This window comes from Rhizobium favelukesii (genome assembly GCF_000577275.2).
Lineage (GTDB): Bacteria > Pseudomonadota > Alphaproteobacteria > Rhizobiales > Rhizobiaceae > Rhizobium > Rhizobium favelukesii.
In genome coordinates, this window is sequence record NZ_HG916852.1 from 337,553 (window position 1) to 354,687 (window position 17,135).

Here is a 17,135-nt window from a genome sequence, read left to right on the forward strand (position 1 = left end):
ATCTGTCGCCGATCAGGCTCAGACAGTCGGGACCGTTCCACCGTCAACGACATATTCGGTGCCCGTTATTGAACCGGCGCGATCTGACACGAGGAACGCGATCAAATCCGCCACCTCTTTCGGCTTTGCCGGACGTCCAAGAGGGATGCCGCCAAGCGATTTCATGATGATCTGCTTGCCGCCTTCATAGTCCGTGCCCTCGTGCTCCGCGAGCCGTTTCGCCAAGTTCACCGCCGCCTCAGTCTCGATCCAGCCCGGTGACACACGCACCACACGGATGCCCTTGGGCGTGACCTCTTTCGACAAACTCTTGCTGTAGGTCGAAAGCGCCGCCTTTGCGGCCGCATAGGCGGTCGTGGATTCCGGTAGCGGCAGTTCGCGCTGGATTGAGGTGACGTGAATAATAACGCCCGATCCCCGTTCGATCATCGATGGCAACAGCGCGCGATCGATCCGAACGGCCGCCATCAGATTCTGATCCAACGCCTTTGACCATTGATAGTCATCGAGCGCAGCGAAACCGCCGCCTGGCGCGCTCGACCCGCCGAGCACGTTGACGATGATATCGATCCCGCCAAGTTGCTCCGTGACCGCCTTCGCAACAGCAGAGCATCCATCGGCCGTCGAAAGGTCAGCGGCCACGAAATGGACGCCATCGGACGAGGTTTCGGGGATCGAACGCGCGGTCGTCAGGACCCTGACACCAGCGTCGAGAAGCACCGACACCACCGCTTCGCCGAGGCCCTTTGTGCCGCCCGTTACCAGCGCCCGACGACCTTCAAGTTCTAGGCTGAAGCTCATGGGATGATCTCCAGCGATGCGATCTTGTCGCCGTCAAGCTCGAAAAAATAGCGGAGATCAACTGGGCTTCCGGGGAAGTTTCCGACCAAGTGGCTGGCGATGACGGTCTTTCCATCCTTGTCTTCGGATGCGAACGGCTCGCTCGTATATTGATACTTCGTCGTGGAATTCTCCTTCCACTGCTTGACGGTAACGCGGCCGATGTAGACCTGGCCTTCGTCTTTCACGACGGCATCTTCAGTGAAACACCGTGCGACGGCCTCACGATCAGCTTTGTCCGCGTCCGCGGTGAAATAGTCGGCGATCGGTTTTGCTAGGTCGATAGACATGATTGTTCTCCTTCTCGGAATGACCAGATCGCCCTGGGCGATGCGAATTGATCCCTCAGAAGATTGGGTTTAAGCTTCCCAAATGACAAGAACGCACGAAAAAGTAGGGTACTTACCAGAAAGTAAGGGCGATGGCCTAACACCAACCTCGGCAGCCCATGGGGTCGAACAGGCGCTCAAGATTCTCGAAGGCCGCTGGAAGCTCGTGATCCTCTTCCACTTGTTCGGCGGCAAGCTGCTGAGGTTTTCGGATCTGGAACGCGCCATTCCGGCCATCTCGCAGAAGATGCTGATCCAGCAGCTTCGACAGATGGAGAAGGACGGCATTGTTCGCCGTATCGTGCATCACCAGGTGCCGCCGAAGGTCGAATATGGTCTTACGGCCTGGGGACAGGCGCTGTGTCCGGCGCTCGACGCGCTGCTGACGTGGGCCGCCGAGCGCGAGTTCGCTGATGACACCAAAGATCTGGATGGCACTGCGTCTCGTTGAGAGACTCGTGCAGGCATTCTATTGGATCGATGATGTTGTCCACTTATCGCCGATCATGCAGATTCCGAGGCAATCCGCCCCCGCATTCCGAAATAATGCCGCCCCCCAATTCCGAGAATTAACCGCCCCCTTGTTCCGAGATGATGCCGCCCTCTGATTGGGGTGTTTGTCGGGGTGTTCTGCTGGTGAGACGTTCGTCCTTTCAGTTGCCTGAGAGGAAGGAACGCGATGCCAGCGGAGAGACTGAAGATGCGGCGTGTCCGCGAGATACTGAGATACAGATTTGAGGAAGGCCTTGGCCACAAGTCGATTGCGGTGCGCGTTGGTGCGGCGCCGTCGACGGTGCGTGAGACGCTGCGCCGTGTGGACATTGCTGGGCTTTCCTGGCCGTTGGGCGAGGACGTCAGCGATGCGATGTTGGAAGCGGCTCTCTACAAGGCTGCCGGCACGAAGACCGGTCATCGCCGCAGCGCTGAGCCGGATTGGGCTCTTGTTCACCGGGAACTGAAGCGCAAGCATGTGACGCTGCAGATCCTCTGGGACGAGTATATCGGCCTTCATCCCGAGGGATATCGCTACAGCCGTTACTGTGATTTGTATCGCGGCTGGGCGCTGAAGCTGCCGGTGACAACGCGCCAAAACCATGCGGCCGGCGAAAAGCTGTTCGTCGATTATGCCGGCGACACGGTCACGGTGGTCGTCGACAGATTGTCGGGAAAGACGCGGCAAGCCCACCTGTTCGTCGCAGTGCTCGGCGCATCGAGCCTTTCATTTGCACATGCTCGCTGGAGCGAAACGTTGCCCGACTGGATCGAATGTCACCTGCTTGCGCTTGAGGCGTTCGGTGGCGCACCGGCGTTGCTGGTTCCCGACAACGCCAAGGTCGCCGTCATCAAGGCCTGCCATTTTGATCCGCAGGTCAATCGCACCTATGCCGGGATGGCGGCTCATTACGGAAGCGCTGTTCTTCCGGCACGACCGCGCCGCCCGCGCGACAAGGAGCGGACATCACGATGCACCTTGTTGGATTTGTTGAGCGCCAATCAACCGGGGTTGGCGGCTACCATAGCGACCGCCGACGCCTTTTGCGAGTCTGACGTTGCCTGGAGGCTCATACAGGTAACGATGGTTGGTAGCGTAGCGGTGGCGCTTGAGAACGCCATCGCGTCCGAGTTGGTGGACGGTTGTGGTGCTGACGCCAAGCTGGCGGGCGACTTCCTCGCCGGTAAGCATGCCGCTCTCGCGCAACCGTTCGAACCGGGTCTTCAGCCCATAGGCTCGACGAACGAGCATGACCTTCTTCAGCGTAAAAGGCTCACCGCGCCAGTTACGATGCCCGAGCGTATTGAGACGACTGGCAATCTGCTGGTCGTTGTCGGTCTCCAGCAGTTCGTTGATCAACGCTACGACCGCTTCCGGGGTCTTGCGGATCACTGCCATGGGCCGGGGACGAGCGACTGCCAGGCTTTGCGTGCGCCCTCCGCGCCAGCGTATGTGCATGTTGATCTGCTCGTCGACCAGCAGCGTCACGTCTTCGATGAGGAGACCAAGCATGCGTTTGCGCTCGACAGCGCTTGTATGTTCGTGGTTCCAGATGCGAGGAAAATCGGCGGCCAGCGCCCGAATCCGTTCCTGCGTAGGGCCATTCAACAATAACTGGTCTGTCTCGTTTTGACGCTCATGTTCGCGCTGAAGCGCATCGAGGTCGCGTAGTTTGCCATTCCAGTCCGCTTCGAGTGCGTCGACAACCAAGCGGTTGTCGGGATCGACCTTCAGATAGCGGCGACGTGCGAGTTCAGCCTCATACCGGGCGCGCTGTAGCTGCTTGTCGCGCAGCGAGGCGGCTTGCTCGACACGTTGTGAGATCTCCTGCTGTACCGCCAGCGCGACTTCTATCGCCGTCGGTGCCATTGCTTCAAGCAGCAACGCGCTGACCGCTTCATCGATCGCAGGTCCTCTTGCCCATTGGCAGGTCTTTCCAGCGTGACGAACGACGGCCTCGTTGCAGACGTAATAGGGACGAAGCTTGTCCTCGAACTGTTCATAATGGACCCGCATGCGGGCGCCGCATCGACCGCACAAAACTCGACCTTGCAACAAGCCGCTGCCCTGGCGAGGCATACGACCCCGCAGGCCCGGAGAAAAACCGACTGCATTTTGTTCCAGGCTTGATTGATTACGCTCGAACTCATCCCATGAGATATAGCCTTCGTGGGCCTGAGGGATGAGCACCTGCCAGTCGGACCTCGGCATCTTCTGCTGTACGGACTTCAGCTTGGCATTGTAGACAGTGCGTGTGCGTCCGTACGCGAAAGCGCCAGCGTATCGGGGATTGTGCAAAATCTGAAGCAGACGGGAGTGGTCTATCTCGCTCCAAAGGACATCACCCTTGCCGAGACCGCGCCGAATGCGCCGAGGAAACAGGATCTTCTCGCTACGCAGGCGGCGCACGACCGCACAAGCTGAGCCCGCCTCCCGGAAGGTATCGAACAGCATGCGCACCGTGTCCTGGATCTGGCGATCCGGATCGAGCACCACGCGCGTATCAGGCGTGTAAACGAATCCGATCGGCAACGGTAACTCGAGCTCCCCACGACGCGCCTTATTAAGAATGCCACCTTGCAGTCGAGACTTCAGGATGTGCAGTTCGGCCTCACTCATCGTGCCCTTCAATCCGAGCAACATACGATCGTTGAAGGACGCCGCGTCGTAGACGCCATCTTCATCCATGATGAGCGTGCGCGACATGGCGGCCAACTCAAGAAGGCGATGCCAGTCAGCATTGTTGCGAGCCAGGCGAGATACTTCCAGTCCCAGCACGATCCCTGCGTGCCCCATCGCGACCTCGCTCACCAAGCGCTGAAATCCGTCGCGGTCCTGCGACTGTGCACCGGAAAGGCCGAGGTCGTTGTCGATGACGTGGACGCGCTCAATCGGCCAACCCAGCGCCACCGCCCTGTCCCGCAATGCATATTGTCGCTTCGTGCTCTCGGTGTTCTCGAACACCTGACGAAGGGAGGACTGGCGGACGTAGAGAAATGCATCGCGCCGCAGGTGATCGGCACTAATCTTCATGGCGTTATCAGTAGACATGGCTTCCTCCTGTCTCTGCTGCCAGCACCATATTGGCGAGCATGTGCACGAGCTGGCGATCGTGCGCGACCACTGAAGTTGTCGTGGACCGAGGCGCCGACTGCTGTCGCGCTATCGTGGACTGCTCTGGCGTGATCAGCACGGCCAGGCCGCGCCATAGTCCGTGAAAGACGATGGCGCCCATCCGCCTTGCGCAAGCCGTGCCGCAAACAACATCGGCGCGGAGCGCTTCGTAAATCTCCTTGCCGTTCGCCGGCATGGTGATTGCGTGCGTCCGCCCGTCATCGTTTTTTTTTACGCGCCACCGCGCGTTCGATACTGCGAGGATGGACGCTGATGCCCAGTCTCGAATGCACCAGTTCCGCCAGCGAACGGGCCTGCAGTTGGCCGTTCGCATCGAGATGCTCCTCGACGAGACGCATGACCTCGCCAGTAAGCTTGTGGGCTGACTTCGGCCCGCGGGTGCGCGGCAAGAGGCCGGCAATGCCATCGCGCTCGAACGCGGCCTCCGCTTGATAATAGGTCTGCCGGGACAGCCCGAAAAGCGCGGCCGCATCGGCTTTGTTAGTGCCGTCTTGGCGGGCGTGACGAAGCATCTCGTACTTCACTTGCACGAGATCGAGCGGATCAAAGAAACCTGCTTCCCGGAACCAGGACGCGTGGACGCCCTCGGGTCTGGGGTTGAGAGCGCCCATCTGGCGCAGGCGATCGGGCTTGCTTTCTTTGGTCATAGGCGCCTCCTGCATGTAACGTAAAATATGCCGCTGCCGACTTTAGTGTCAATTGAATTATATCGAGCTATTAGCCAAAGCGCTTGCATTATAATGATACTTCACATAAGGAAGCCGTCGCAAACATCGTAGTCGCGGCATAATTACCTTGACATTTGCGGCGTAATTTACTTGACGCATCTTCAATCTCCATGGTGGTCCTTGATGTGAGCAATCAATGACGCCAGCGCCGACAGATCGTCTGGGCGCGAGAAGGACCGACCTGCGGCTATCTGGCGGAATGCGTCGATCTCATCGACATCCGTCCACGAGGCCGGCAGCGAACGCAGTCGTCCTTGAACGTCATAGAACATGACGCGGTCTTCGCCCCAATTCTGCTTGCGCGTCGCCAGAACGAAACGCTGGCCACGCCAGGGATGAAAGGGGTGCGTTACTTCAAACTCTATGCGCGCTTGGCTAGTTGCACGAGCTGCAGTCCTGGACTTGAAAGAAGGCGAAGGTCGAAGCCGCGGTTCGCATTGTCGAGCGCTGGCTGCTGGGTCGACTACGCCACCGCGTCTTTTACAGCCTTGCCGACGTGAATGCGGCGATTGCTGAATTGCTCGCTGATCTCAACGACAGGCGCGTCCTGCGTCGCGTCGGGCGCACGCGACGGCAATTGTTCGAAGAGCTGGATTATCCCGCCCTGCGTCCGCTGCCTGTGGAACGATACGTCTTTGCGGAATGGAAGATACGCAGGGCCGGTCTCGATTATCATGTCGATATCGACAAGCACTATTACTCGGTGCCCTACCGCTTTGCGCGTGAGCAGGTCGAGGCCCGCATCACCGCCAATACCATCGAGATCTTCCACAAAGGTGAGCGGATTGCCGCCCACAGGCGTTCGAGTGGCAATGGCAAGCACACGACAACGCCCGAGCACATGCCGTCATCGCATCGCCGCTTTGCCGACTGGACGATCGAACGTATCAGCCGCGAAGCCTCCGCGATCGGCTCAGACGTTGCATTGCTCTGCGAGCGTATTCTTGCCGATCGACCGCATCCCGAACAGGGCTACAGAGCCTGTCTGGGCATTATCCGCCTCGTCAAAGCGTTTGAGCGCGAGAGGGTCAATGCAGCCTGCGGCCGGGCATTGGAAATCGGCGCTCGAACCTATGGCTCGGTGCGTTCCATTCTCGACAATCACCTTGACCGACCGTCGGCGTCATCAGGCGCATCATCACCCGAGCCGATCAACCACTCCAACATCCGCGGTCCCCGCTATTACCACTGAGGAGACGACATATGCTTGCACATCCTACCCTTGATAAATTGAATGCCATGGGCCTGACTGGCATGGCCAAGGCGTTCAACGAACTGCTGACCAACGGTGAGAGCGAACAACTCTCCCATGCCGAATGGCTCGGGCTACTGCTGGAGCGAGAATGGAGTTCGCGCCACGATCGCAAGCTTGCCGCCCGGCTGCGGTTTGCCAAGCTTCGCCATCATGCTGTGCCTGAGGATGTCGATTACCGCAGCGACCGCGGTCTCGATCGTGCGCTGTTCATGAAGCTGATCGGCGGCGACTGGATTGATGCCCACGACAACCTCGCGATTTGCGGGCCATCTGGCGTTGGCAAAAGCTGGTTAGCCTGTGCACTCGGGCACAAGGCCTGCCGCGACGATCGCTCAGTTCTTTATCAACGCGTGCCACGCTTGTTTGCCAATCTCGCTCTTGCCCACGGCGACGGCCGCTATGCAAGGCTGCAGCGAACCCTCGGCCACGTCCAGCTCTTGATCCTTGATGACTGGGGTCTGGAACCGCTCAATGAGCAGGCACGCCACGACCTCCTGGAGATCCTCGAAGATCGCTACGGACGCCGCTCGACGATTATCACCAGCCAGCTTCCGGTATCAGCCTGGCACGAGATCATCGGCAACCCAACCTACGCCGATGCCATCCTCGATCGCCTCGTTCACAACGCCCACCGCATCGACCTATCCGGCGAAAGCTTGCGGCGAAATCAGCGCCGGAAATCTTGACTCGTTACACGAATGAACTGACAACAATCACAGCCAGCAGGACCCCAGCCTCAAGGGGGCGAGATCATCCCGGAATCCGGGGGCGCAATCATCTCGGAACAAGGGGCGGCTTCATCGGAATCGGCACCGATCAAGTCGGAGCCGATTCCGCCGTTCTCCTGTATTTGCCCGCCAGGCTACTATCTGGCGGCGCGCGGGACCCCCGCGTTCCCGCAGGATCTGCTCGCCCACGAGGCCATTCAGATGTCGAACGTGGCGGGAAGTGACACGCTCGCTTTGCAGGGGCCTGGCGATGAGCGCCATACGGTGCCCTTCGGAGGACGTTTTCGGGTCGACCATGGGATCGCCGCGCGCGAGGCCTCGTCGCCGGGCGCGGCATTGCACCCGCCCATCGGTGGCTTGTCGACGATCTCTTGGTGGTTAGCCGACTCGAGGTGATCCTGCCGGATTATTCCCTGCCACCCGTCCCGCTGAGCATGCTGATTGCCCCCGAGCGCGCGCAAATCGCTCGGGTCCGGCTGCTAGTCGACTTTCCTGCTGAGCAGATTGTCGCTATTCCGGGGATCGAGAAGCCAAAGCCAGATCGCTAGCCACCGAACCTCAGTTCCAAGTCGTTGCGTTGCATGCCCGCTCCTCAGTCGCACGTTCGAGGAGGCCCCAATCCGCTAAGCCGCGCGTCGCTTTCGTCATCGGCCAGGGCAGCCATTTATGTGTGCGCCATCAGCGACGCAATAGCCTCCCGAATCCAGCGTTGGCCGCCGTGTCCGTGACTGCGCTCGTGCCACACCATTCCCACTGCGAAACCTTCGACGGGAAATGGGCAGTCTATTACCATGAGCTTGTCGGCACGGTCGCGTACGAGACGTTCTGGAACAAGGGCAACGAAGTCCGAGTAAGACACGATCTCAGGAACGAACAAGAATGAGGCTGCCGATAACACCGCATTGCGTCTGTGTCCGAGGTCAGCCAAAGCGCTGTCCACTGGCGTCACAAAGCCACCGCCGTCCAAGGAAACAATTACCTGGTCCATCTCAGCAAACTCCTCGACCGTGATTCCCTTTCGTAGTCTCGGATGTTTCCGTCGGCCAATGAGCACATAGCGCTCGTTAAACAGGTGTCGAGTACGAAGACTCGGCGAAGCGGCCTGCGGCGTCATGAGCGCCAGATCCACATCACCCCGCACCATCTGCGCGTCCAACTGCGCCACGTCGAGATTGCGCAGCGCGACACGAACTCCGGGTGCCCGCATCCTGAGTTCCACGACGAGCGGCTTGACCACCGCCGCCTGCAGATAATCTGTACAGGCGATAGAGACGGTTAGCTTGGCTTCAGCCGGGTCGAAGTTCCTATGGGAAACAACCGTGGCTCGAACCTGGTCAAGGGCCTGGCGCAAAGGCTCGAGCAACTCCATTGCTTTAGCGGTCGGTGTCATTCCTCGCTGTGCAGGTATTAGCAGTGGGTCGTCGAACTCATGCCTGAGGCGGTTTAGCTGGGCACTGACCGCTGGTTGGCTCAGATTCAGGCGCGCGGCCGCCTTCGTCACGTTCTGCTCCACGAGCAACGTCTCGAGAGTGACCAGCAGATTGAGATCCAGGCGCTTGGTATCCATTGAATGGATAGTAGCTGAACATTCCTATGATTTCAAACATAGCTCGAAACAGGCGAGACTTCCCGGCCTGAGGTCCGACCTTTCCCGCGGTCGCTGTTCACGAGCACCTGGTGGACAGCGACCGGGCGACTACGGTTCAAGACCTCAAGGTCAGGAATCTCAAGACTAGGAGAAGTTGCATGATCCAAGCCGATACCTCCACACCTCTGATCACTGTTGTCGGTGCCTCGAGCAAGCAAGGCCGCAGTGTCGCCGAGGCCCTGCTCGACAGTGGGCGCTACCGGGTGCGTGCCCTGACGCGCCGCCGCGATAGCCAGCCCGCGCAAATCTTGGCGCAGAAGGGCGCCGAGGTCGTGGTGGCACCCCTTGAACTCGGCATGGAGGCCGAGCTAACCGCGGCCATGAGCGGCTCGTACGGAGCGTTCTTGATGACGCCGCCCATCGTCAAGGTGCCGCCGGAGGAACACGAGCTTACCCTCGGCATGGAATTGGCTAACGCGGCGGTGGCCGCTGGCGTCGAACATGTGGTTTTCAGCGGGCTCGAAAATGTCGAAGCGCGTACCGGCGGCACTAAGTGGGCGCCGCACTTCACCGACAAGGCGAAGGTGGAGGACTACATTCGCAGCTTGCCCGTTCGCAGTTCGTTCGTGTACCTGGCGTTTTACTACACCAATTTCCTAGAATACTATGTGCCGCAGCGCGGGGCGGACGGCATAACGTTCCCCATATACTTGCCGCCACATATTCCCATGCCGTTCTGTGATCCGCTCACTGCCGCCGGACCGGCGGTGCGCGAGATTTTCGATCACCCCACGCAATACGCCGGCAAAACCCTCCCAGTGATCGGCGAATTTCTCTCGGCGCAAGAAATGGTGGACACTTTTGTGCGGGTCACCGGACAGCGGGCGCACTACGCCTCCGCTTTCTCGCGCGAAGAATTGTTGCACCACTTTCCGAGTTTTGCCGCCGACGAGCATCTCGTGCGCGAATTGGTGGGCATGGTGGAATACGCCGTCGAGTATGGCTATTACGCCCCCGACCGCGACCTGACGTGGAGTCGGAAAATCGATCCGCATGCGTTGACTTGGGAGCAGTTCCTGAAACGCAGCAATTGGCAAGGCGACCTGCTGTCCTATGGCGCCACCTCAGAGGCCGACCTTTTGTCGACGTAACAGAGGCGTCAGTCGGAACCGCCTTGCTCCGCTCACCGTCCAACTGGATCGACATGATGTTATTTCCTCGATTACGCCGCGCGGCGGCTCTGTTTCATGGCTTTTGAAATGGCCGCGTCGGTTTAGCCCAGGCAGCGGGATCGGGCCGGCGGTTAGGCCGGGAAACGGTTGCCGAACATAGGCAGACCGCTCTTGGATTCGGCTTGCGTTGCTTCGTCCTGCAGCACGTCCCAATGCTCGGCGAGTTGACCATCCTCGGACCTGACCACATCGGCCGCGACCCAGGCGGCCGGCCGGCCGTTGCCCGAGAAACGCCCGTGCACGATGACGAAATCGCTTTCGGCCAGGATCGGGCCGTGCTCGTAGCGGAGCGTGACGGGTGCACTGCGGATAAGGTTGATAATCCGTCACGACCCGGCTCGATATGGGCGCTGTGCTGGATGTAGTGATCGGACCAGAACGCTTCGGCCGCTTCGTAGTCGCGCTTGCTGAAGAGCGTATCGAATGCTTCCAGCACGAGCACCTTGTTCCGGTCGGGGGTTGTGTCAGTGATCGTATCCCTCCTTTCTTGGGGTAATGGCCGCTACCACATCGTGTCTTCCAGCCACGCGCTCATCAGCGCCGGGGCCTTGCGGACGAGGTCGGGTCGTGGTACCAGCCAAGCGCGGCCTTATGCGTCCAGGAACAGGATCGTGGGGTTACGAACGTCTCGGGGTACTGGAACAGCGATCCGTGGCTGGCGTCCGGGTACAGGATCAGCGTCGCGTTCGGCAGGTTCTGCTGCAAGATGAACGAGTTCACGGTGTAGATAATTACGTCGTACTGGCGTTCACGACCAGAGTCGGCTGCCTGATGTCCTTCAGATAAGCATAGGAGTCGGGCTTCGGCGCGCCGTAGATCGCCAGCGCCGCCACCTGCGCCGGAGCGACCTTCTCGCCGACAAGGGGATCGCGATCCTCGATGCGCCGATGCGTACGCTCAAGAAACGCGCGGCCAGCCGCTTGGCTTGCTTCACTCGGCGTGAAGTGTACCCGCAGCCAGAGTTGGTCGGCGCTGTCATATGTGGCGCCAAAGATCTCGTGCGCTTCGGGCGTCAGCGACGCCATGCCCTCGCCCCCCTGGGACCGGAGCCGACCAGAACGACCTCGGCGTTCCCCACGATAAGTCCCCGGCGCTCAGGGCGGTGACCGATGCCTACGGCGCGAAACTCGGCATCGATCTCACGCCCGACCATTATGTCGACAACCTGTCGATGGCGATGTCGCTGGTCGCGTCAACGGGCCGCTCGCCGGCGTGCCGCCGACGATCGACCTGTCGCTCGGATACAATGAAGCCAACACGTCCTCACTCCTCAAGGCCATCGTGTCGAGGATCGGCAATCTGAAATTCGCTAATTCGTGATCTTCCGCGCCGGTAGAATAGTATTTTGGAGTTGCGCGCGCCCTCAATTGACGGAGCGCTCACTCCGACGAACGAGGCTCTCAAACGTGAACGCCGCATCGAGAATGATGATGGTGCGGGCAGTTTGAATCGAACCGCCACTCCTTTTGGAACCGGATGTAAATGCCGTCACATCTGAGGCTGCGCAGGCATCTACTGGAGTCGGGAGCTGAAGCAATCGTACTCTCCGCGATCCCACCTATGCGGCACCTAGCTGACGCAGAGTGTTATTATCCGATTTGCACGCCAGAGCCCACTCGCCCCCTCGAGCAGTGTGACGCCCGGAGCGGCGGATCTACGGGTTGCTTAGCATCTATCGACTATACGTCGCGGCGGCTCCCAGCTCTCGGCAACGACGATTCAGTTCAACGATCAGAGAAGACGCGATGCCTCGCCTCAACCAGCCGTCGCCGATAACGACTTCCAATGCGTACTTGCCGTACTGCATGCGACGAGCGAGACCTAACCCTGCCGTGATCTCGCCAACCCGCGCTTTGATGAACACGAGTCGAGACGGTTCATTGCCAGATATCTCCAAATTGCTGGCAACTGTGCGTTCAATGATCTCACGCTCCACCACTTCAGGCATCGCTGCTTGCACGTGCTCGCCGGAGAGGATTTCGACCAATCTAGCGCGGTCGACCGACGTCGCGTCGGCAATGCTAATCGACCCGTCACCAAGCATGCACGATAGATCCGTCGCTTCCCACCGTACAATCGCGCCAAGTACGAACCCGATGTTGCGTACCATCTTTGATGCTCGCTTCAACTTCTGGGCTGAGAGCAATAAACGTATTGAGGAACAACAACGACCGCAGCTCAGAAAGATATACGTGGTACGGAAGGCATGAGAGATCCAAGTCTCTGGAATTCATCGAGCTCCGGTAGCCCTCGAGAAATGAATGCCACAACTCGGATTTGCGTTGCGGCGTCTGGTCAATTCCCGTCAACCACCACGCTACATTGGCAATGTCCCTGGTCGGATCCCCGACGGAAGTATGTTCGAAATCGAACAACGTCGCACTAGATGATTGGAACCGTGCATTTCCCGGCCATGCGTCACCATGCAGGATCGCTTTTGCCCCCGAATGTGTGGGTGTTTCGTCTGTAATCCATGCGTGAACCGATGTCCGAGCCGTCGAAACTGACTCTGCCAATGGTCCGGTTGCCGCCGCGTCAGATAGCGCTCCGGCGCCCGAGCTTTCCTGAACTTCCAATGCCTCAAGAACGGGAATTGAATGGAGTTTTGCCAGGACCGAGCCGAACAACGACATCTGCTTATTCGAGTTGTCGAACGGACTCCCCATCGCGACCGTTGTTGCAATGCCGTGGTACGTTTCGCCGCTCCATTTGAATGCTGCTCCCGCATGGGAATCCTCGAAGAACGGCCGCGTCGCGACGATGGCGTCATGACCAGCGATAAACGCCAGCGTGCGTGCCTCGGATTTCACCGCGTCAGCCGTATGAAGCTCTGCCGGCGAGAGCCGCAGATAAAAGTCGCCACGCTTACATTGCCCTGTGAGGGTCTTGTTGACCCCGTCGACGATGACCTCGAGCCGCACATCAGTTAGCCCGGTAACGCCCGACAGGGTCCGCTCAGCGGCCTTCAGGTTCAGCGAGTGATCCATTCGCGCTCTCCCTGAGAAAGCCTTCGAGGTGTAGAATTGAGCAAATGTGATGGAGAAGCTCCAGCGACCTAGAGCCGTAGAAGGTTTCGACATCTGTGCGGAATCGTTCGGGCGAAACTATGTCTAGGTCGTAGGCGATCATCTCCTGCGTAAGAGACTTTATGCCGGCCTCGTCCCTCATTAAACCGACTATGTCGCCATCCGAGAAGTTCTCCTTCTCGTAATCGCTGAACATCGAGGCATCCGGCAGCGAATGCTCAATATGGGAAAGGAGCAGCGCCTTTTCGAAACGGAGGGCGAATGGCAAGGATCTGCAAAAACGTACGATCTCCGTGTTGCAGAGCGGGTAAACCGGCCAAAGTCCCTCTTGCAATACGAGTGGTGTGTGACGGGCCATCGCACCGAGTGCGGTTATCCTGCTCGGCGGCACGACCGATGAACTCCAAAGCGGCGCCTCAGCCAGTTCTCTGGCAGAGGGTGTCAGGCACTTCAGAAATTGAGGCGGTCATCCTGCACAGTTTCGTCGAGAAAGGTAGGAAACAATTCGTCTCCACCATGACCCACTGAGAATAGTGTTCGCACCGACCTTCACTGCCTCTCTCCAAAGCGCATGAAACGCCGAATAATAGGACTCGCTTTGATAGTAGAGGCTCTGGAATCGGTTGAGGCTGGTATAGGATGGCAGATGAGCTGCCATCGACATGGATCGGCCGCGAGCTCCACACTCCGAAACAGCCGCCGCGTCGAAAAGTCTTTTTATTTCAACGCATTACCGAGAAAAAGTACCGTCACGAGTCTCATTCCTCGTGACGGTACTTTCAAAAATCGGGTCAGACAATATGGGGAAGGTCCGTCCGAGGTACCGCTAGGTCCAATCTCTACGCAGCGAAGGCTACCGATAGATGCTGAGATAATTTTTATTTGATATCAGCAGCTTATGTCGAATCCCGGCGCACTTTTGGATACGTTCGGATGGACCTGAATCATTCCCACTCGATCGTGCCGGGCGGCTTCGAGGTGACGTCGTAGACGACACGATTGATGCCGCGCACCTCGTTGATGATGCGGGTCGCGGCGCGGCCCAGGAATTCCATGTCGTAGTGATAGAAATCCGCGGTCATGCCGTCGACGGAGGTCACGGCACGCAGCGCGCAGACGAATTCGTAGGTGCGCCCGTCGCCCATGACGCCGACGGTCTGCACCGGCAGCAGCACGGCAAACGCCTGCCAGATCGCGTCATAGAGACCGGCCTTACGGATCTCATCGAGATAGATCGCGTCAGCCTCGCGCAGGATCTCCAGCTTCTCGCGGGTAATGCCGCCCGGGCAGCGGATCGCGAGGCCGGGACCCGGGAAGGGGTGGCGGCCAATGAAGCTGTCGGGCAGGCCGAGCTCCTTGCCGAGCACGCGCACCTCGTCCTTGAAGAGTTCGCGCAGCGGCTCGACGAGCTGCATGTTCATGCGCTCGGGAAGACCGCCGACATTGTGGTGCGACTTGATCGTCACCGATGGACCGCCCGTGAAGGAAACGCTTTCGATCACGTCGGGGTAGAGCGTGCCCTGGCCGAGGAATTCGGCGCCGCCGAGCTTCTTGGCCTCTTCCTCGAAGGTCTCGATGAACAGCCGGCCGATGATCTTGCGCTTGGTCTCGGGATCGCTGACGCCTTCAAGTTCGCCGATGAACTTGTCGACGGCATCGACGTGGATCAGGTGCAGATTGTAGTGTTCGCGGAACATGGCGACGACGTTGGCCGCCTCGTCCTTGCGCATCAAGCCGTGATCGACGAGCACGCAGGTGAGCTGCTCGCCGACGGCTTCGTGGATCAGGAGCGCCGCAACCGAGCTGTCGACGCCGCCCGAAAGGGCGCAGATGACGCGCTTGTCGCCCACCTCTTCGCGAATCTGCTCGACCGCCTTCTGGCGATAGGCCGACATCGACCAGTCGCCCTTGATGCCGGCGATGTTGTGAATGAAGTTGCCGATCAGCTTGGCGCCGTCGGGCGTGTGCACGACCTCCGGGTGGAACTGCACGCCGTAATACTTGCGCTTCTCGTCGGCAATGAAGGCGTAAGGCGCGTTCGGTGAGGTCGCCACGACCTCGAAGCCTTCAGGCAGCGCCGTGACGCGGTCGCCGTGGCTCATCCAGACCTGATGGCGCGAGCCCTTCGACCACAGGCCCTCGAACAACTGGCTGTCTTCATCGACTTCGAGAAAGGCGCGGCCGAATTCGCGGTGATGGCCGCTCTCGACCTTGCCGCCGAGCTGCATGCACATTGTCTGCTGTCCATAGCAGATGCCGAAGACGGGCAGGCCGCTGTCGAAGATGATCTGCGGTGCGCGGGGCGAGCCTTCGTCGACTGTCGAGGCCGGGCTGCCGGATAGGATCACGGCCTTCGGCTGCAGGCGCTTGAAGCCGTCTTCGGCGGACTGGAAGGGAACGATCTCGCAGTAGACACCCGTTTCGCGCACACGACGTGCGATCAGCTGGGTTACCTGGCTGCCGAAATCGACGATGAGAACGCTATCTGGATGTGCTGTCTGGGTCATGGCGAGCCTTTAATGAAAAGCACCCGGTCTTGCAATGCGCGAAATCCTTCGCTGGAGGATTTTATTGTCCTGATTGTCCCTGTTTTGCAGGGGCTAGAACCAGAATACGCCATCCTCCAGCGCCGTAAACAGGCTGTCGACGGCATAAGACAGCTTGCGGTCGACGACATGAAGGTATTCCGTCCAGCCGGAAATGTGCTGCAGATCCTCCACGCCGTCGGAAATCCCGCGCAGACCGATCAGCGGCAGCTTGTAGGCCTGGCAGGCACGCAATATCGCGAAGGTCTCCATATCGACCATGTCAGCGGCAATTCCGTTGTAGGCCTGCCCGGATACAACGTTGCCACCGGTCGACAGGCTCGCCTCCGGAATACCAGGGATCCTGAGCGGCAGATCGACGATGGCGGGCAAGTCGAGGAACGGCGTGCGCCCCTTCTCGAAGCCGAGCGGCGATGCGTCCATGTCGCGATACGACACGGAGGTGGCCTGATAGACCTCGGTCTGTTCGAGCTTTGCCGATCCGGCCGAGCCGAGCGAGACGACCAACTGCGGCAACTCGTCGGCCTGTTCCAATTGCGCCAGCGCCCGGGTGAGCACGATGGCTGCCTCAACCGGACCGACGCCCGTCATCAGCGGCTCGAAGCGAGAGCGCAGGAACGGGCCGTACTCGGCCTCCGCCGCCATCACGAAGAGAATGGACTTGCCGGCGACCGATTTCGGCTCAAACTTCATCCCGAAATGCCCTCTCTGCCACGGATGATCATCATGGTGCTTGTCATGGAAGCGATGAGCTTTGCCGGTCCGTCGCCGATCGCGTAGCCGCGCCCGTCCGCAACGATGATGTTCGATCCCGGCTTGGTGATCTCGCCCCGAAACAGGAAGCGATCGCCACGCCCCGGCGACAGCAGATTGACCTTGAATTCGATCGTCAGAATGGATGCCTCGGCGTCGATGACGCTGTAGGCAGCAAAACCGCAGGCGGAATCGAGAGCAGCGGAGATCACGCCGGCATGCAGGATCCCGTGCTGCTGGGTGAGCTTGACGTCGAACGGCAGTTCGATCTCTACCATTGCCCGCTCGATACGGGTCAATTCGGCCCCGAGGCTATGCAGTGCCGCCTGGCGGGCAAAATTCTGGTGGATTCGCTCGTGGAAATCGCCGCTATCGTTGTCAGTCATCGGTTCGCCTTTCTTACGAGCGCGAAAGTGGCATGGTGCGCCGCATCAGACAAGCGGTTCCCGGAAATCAGTTGGCGGAATGCTCCCGCGCGATTT

18 protein-coding genes and 3 pseudogenes are annotated in these 17,135 nt (G+C 59.5%); 6 read left to right on the forward strand and 15 right to left on the reverse strand.

What is annotated here, in order from left to right:
- Positions 1-18 precede the first annotated feature (18 nt).
- Together LPU83_RS39950 and LPU83_RS39955 are read right to left on the reverse strand one after the other, a co-directional pair.
- Positions 19-801 carry an SDR family oxidoreductase gene (locus tag LPU83_RS39950; protein WP_024313523.1) on the reverse strand — a complete coding sequence of 261 codons (783 nt, stop codon included), beginning with the start codon at positions 799-801 and terminating at the stop codon, positions 19-21.
- The gene (locus tag LPU83_RS39955) at positions 798-1,130 is read right to left on the reverse strand and encodes a nuclear transport factor 2-like protein (protein WP_024313524.1); all 333 of its coding nucleotides are present in this window, start codon (positions 1,128-1,130) and stop codon (positions 798-800) included. The genes LPU83_RS39950 and LPU83_RS39955 overlap by 4 nt, the downstream gene beginning before the upstream one ends.
- 82 nt (positions 1,131-1,212) lie before the next feature.
- Between LPU83_RS39955 and LPU83_RS39960 the strand changes: the two genes are divergently transcribed.
- Both LPU83_RS39960 and istA read left to right on the forward strand, forming a co-directional pair.
- Positions 1,213-1,620, forward strand: coding sequence for a winged helix-turn-helix transcriptional regulator (locus LPU83_RS39960; protein WP_024313525.1), 408 nt, complete (start codon positions 1,213-1,215; stop codon positions 1,618-1,620).
- Positions 1,621-1,869: 249 nt separating this feature from the next.
- Positions 1,870-2,625: pseudogene (gene istA, locus LPU83_RS39965) on the forward strand (IS21 family transposase); the annotation flags it as partial.
- 3 nt (positions 2,626-2,628) lie between these two features.
- Here istA and LPU83_RS39970 read toward each other — a convergent pair.
- The 4 genes from LPU83_RS39970 to LPU83_RS39985 all read right to left on the reverse strand — a co-directional run bounded on the left by LPU83_RS39970 (position 2,629) and on the right by LPU83_RS39985 (position 5,890).
- Positions 2,629-4,713 carry a recombinase family protein gene (locus tag LPU83_RS39970; protein ID WP_037068928.1) on the reverse strand — a complete coding sequence of 695 codons (2,085 nt, stop codon included), beginning with the start codon at positions 4,711-4,713 and terminating at the stop codon, positions 2,629-2,631.
- Positions 4,703-4,972 carry a hypothetical protein gene (locus LPU83_RS73985; RefSeq protein WP_024319304.1) on the reverse strand — a complete coding sequence of 90 codons (270 nt, stop codon included), beginning with the start codon at positions 4,970-4,972 and terminating at the stop codon, positions 4,703-4,705. The genes LPU83_RS39970 and LPU83_RS73985 overlap by 11 nt, the downstream gene beginning before the upstream one ends.
- Positions 4,973-4,994: 22 nt before the next feature.
- Positions 4,995-5,444, reverse strand: coding sequence for a helix-turn-helix domain-containing protein (locus LPU83_RS73990; protein ID WP_037068933.1), 450 nt, complete (start codon positions 5,442-5,444; stop codon positions 4,995-4,997).
- A 182-nt stretch (positions 5,445-5,626) separates the two neighbouring features.
- Complete coding sequence (locus LPU83_RS39985) at positions 5,627-5,890, reverse strand: DUF5372 family protein (RefSeq protein ID WP_112334063.1); 264 nt, start codon at positions 5,888-5,890, stop codon at positions 5,627-5,629.
- A gap of 44 nt (positions 5,891-5,934) precedes the next feature.
- Between LPU83_RS39985 and LPU83_RS39990 the strand changes: the two are divergent.
- The 3 genes and pseudogenes from LPU83_RS39990 to LPU83_RS73995 form a co-directional block, all read left to right on the forward strand.
- Positions 5,935-6,717, forward strand: a pseudogene (locus LPU83_RS39990) (Mu transposase domain-containing protein); the annotation flags it as partial.
- A gap of 11 nt (positions 6,718-6,728) precedes the next feature.
- Positions 6,729-7,466: an IS21-like element ISRel16 family helper ATPase IstB gene (gene istB / locus LPU83_RS39995; protein ID WP_024317380.1), complete on the forward strand. Its 738-nt coding sequence runs from the start codon at positions 6,729-6,731 to the stop codon at positions 7,464-7,466.
- 180 nt (positions 7,467-7,646) lie between these two features.
- Positions 7,647-8,056: pseudogene (locus tag LPU83_RS73995) on the forward strand (LysR substrate-binding domain-containing protein); the annotation flags it as partial.
- Between the two features lie 116 nt (positions 8,057-8,172).
- Here the strand turns inward: LPU83_RS73995 and LPU83_RS40005 are convergent.
- Entirely contained in the window at positions 8,173-9,075 is a 903-nt protein-coding gene (locus LPU83_RS40005) for a LysR family transcriptional regulator (RefSeq protein ID WP_024317726.1), read from the reverse strand.
- 179 nt (positions 9,076-9,254) lie between these two features.
- Here LPU83_RS40005 and LPU83_RS40010 point away from each other — a divergent pair, with 179 nt between their 5' ends.
- Positions 9,255-10,247 carry an NmrA/HSCARG family protein gene (locus LPU83_RS40010; protein WP_024317727.1) on the forward strand — a complete coding sequence of 331 codons (993 nt, stop codon included), beginning with the start codon at positions 9,255-9,257 and terminating at the stop codon, positions 10,245-10,247.
- A 152-nt stretch (positions 10,248-10,399) separates the two neighbouring features.
- On the opposite strand, the gene LPU83_RS73385 is transcribed toward LPU83_RS40010, so the two are convergent.
- From LPU83_RS73385 to LPU83_RS40050, 8 genes are all read right to left on the reverse strand, one after another.
- A complete protein-coding gene (locus LPU83_RS73385; RefSeq protein WP_197901943.1) occupies positions 10,400-10,570 on the reverse strand; it encodes a hypothetical protein in 171 nt (56 codons plus the stop codon).
- Between the two features lie 489 nt (positions 10,571-11,059).
- The gene (locus tag LPU83_RS40020; RefSeq protein WP_024317728.1) at positions 11,060-11,353 is read right to left on the reverse strand and encodes a hypothetical protein; all 294 of its coding nucleotides are present in this window, start codon (positions 11,351-11,353) and stop codon (positions 11,060-11,062) included.
- 647 nt (positions 11,354-12,000) lie between these two features.
- Positions 12,001-12,372: a hypothetical protein gene (locus tag LPU83_RS40025; RefSeq protein WP_024317729.1), complete on the reverse strand. Its 372-nt coding sequence runs from the start codon at positions 12,370-12,372 to the stop codon at positions 12,001-12,003.
- A complete protein-coding gene (locus tag LPU83_RS40030) occupies positions 12,362-13,315 on the reverse strand; it encodes a phosphotransferase family protein (protein WP_024317730.1) in 954 nt (317 codons plus the stop codon). Before LPU83_RS40030 ends, LPU83_RS40025 begins: the two co-directional genes overlap by 11 nt.
- Positions 13,284-13,550 carry a hypothetical protein gene (locus LPU83_RS40035; protein ID WP_157997326.1) on the reverse strand — a complete coding sequence of 89 codons (267 nt, stop codon included), beginning with the start codon at positions 13,548-13,550 and terminating at the stop codon, positions 13,284-13,286. Before LPU83_RS40035 ends, LPU83_RS40030 begins: the two co-directional genes overlap by 32 nt.
- 748 nt (positions 13,551-14,298) lie before the next feature.
- Complete coding sequence (gene guaA / locus LPU83_RS40040) at positions 14,299-15,861, reverse strand: glutamine-hydrolyzing GMP synthase (RefSeq protein WP_024317732.1); 1,563 nt, start codon at positions 15,859-15,861, stop codon at positions 14,299-14,301.
- Positions 15,862-15,954: 93 nt separating this feature from the next.
- Complete coding sequence (locus tag LPU83_RS40045; RefSeq protein ID WP_024317733.1) at positions 15,955-16,593, reverse strand: 5'-methylthioadenosine/S-adenosylhomocysteine nucleosidase; 639 nt, start codon at positions 16,591-16,593, stop codon at positions 15,955-15,957.
- A complete protein-coding gene (locus LPU83_RS40050; protein ID WP_024317734.1) occupies positions 16,590-17,039 on the reverse strand; it encodes a PaaI family thioesterase in 450 nt (149 codons plus the stop codon). Before LPU83_RS40050 ends, LPU83_RS40045 begins: the two co-directional genes overlap by 4 nt.
- Between the last annotated feature and the right edge of the window lie 96 nt (positions 17,040-17,135).

What these genes read in the sequence shown, in the direction of transcription:
- LPU83_RS39950 (WP_024313523.1), bottom strand. Translation starts at nt 801, where the DNA reads ATGAGCTTCAGCCTAGAACTTGAAGGTCGTCGGGCGCTGGTAACGGGC.
- LPU83_RS39955 (WP_024313524.1), bottom strand. Translation starts at nt 1,130, where the DNA reads ATGTCTATCGACCTAGCAAAACCGATCGCCGACTATTTCACCGCGGAC.
- LPU83_RS39960 (WP_024313525.1), top strand. Translation starts at nt 1,213, where the DNA reads ATGACAAGAACGCACGAAAAAGTAGGGTACTTACCAGAAAGTAAGGGC.
- LPU83_RS39970 (WP_037068928.1), bottom strand. Translation starts at nt 4,713, where the DNA reads ATGTCTACTGATAACGCCATGAAGATTAGTGCCGATCACCTGCGGCGC.
- LPU83_RS73985 (WP_024319304.1), bottom strand. Translation starts at nt 4,972, where the DNA reads ATGCCGGCGAACGGCAAGGAGATTTACGAAGCGCTCCGCGCCGATGTT.
- LPU83_RS73990 (WP_037068933.1), bottom strand. Translation starts at nt 5,444, where the DNA reads ATGACCAAAGAAAGCAAGCCCGATCGCCTGCGCCAGATGGGCGCTCTC.
- istB (WP_024317380.1), top strand. Translation starts at nt 6,729, where the DNA reads ATGCTTGCACATCCTACCCTTGATAAATTGAATGCCATGGGCCTGACT.
- LPU83_RS40005 (WP_024317726.1), bottom strand. Translation starts at nt 9,075, where the DNA reads ATGGATACCAAGCGCCTGGATCTCAATCTGCTGGTCACTCTCGAGACG.
- LPU83_RS40010 (WP_024317727.1), top strand. Translation starts at nt 9,255, where the DNA reads ATGATCCAAGCCGATACCTCCACACCTCTGATCACTGTTGTCGGTGCC.
- LPU83_RS40020 (WP_024317728.1), bottom strand. Translation starts at nt 11,353, where the DNA reads ATGGCGTCGCTGACGCCCGAAGCGCACGAGATCTTTGGCGCCACATAT.
- LPU83_RS40025 (WP_024317729.1), bottom strand. Translation starts at nt 12,372, where the DNA reads ATGCTTGGTGACGGGTCGATTAGCATTGCCGACGCGACGTCGGTCGAC.
- LPU83_RS40030 (WP_024317730.1), bottom strand. Translation starts at nt 13,315, where the DNA reads ATGGATCACTCGCTGAACCTGAAGGCCGCTGAGCGGACCCTGTCGGGC.
- LPU83_RS40035 (WP_157997326.1), bottom strand. Translation starts at nt 13,550, where the DNA reads ATGTTCAGCGATTACGAGAAGGAGAACTTCTCGGATGGCGACATAGTC.
- guaA (WP_024317732.1), bottom strand. Translation starts at nt 15,861, where the DNA reads ATGACCCAGACAGCACATCCAGATAGCGTTCTCATCGTCGATTTCGGC.
- LPU83_RS40045 (WP_024317733.1), bottom strand. Translation starts at nt 16,593, where the DNA reads ATGAAGTTTGAGCCGAAATCGGTCGCCGGCAAGTCCATTCTCTTCGTG.
- LPU83_RS40050 (WP_024317734.1), bottom strand. Translation starts at nt 17,039, where the DNA reads ATGACTGACAACGATAGCGGCGATTTCCACGAGCGAATCCACCAGAAT.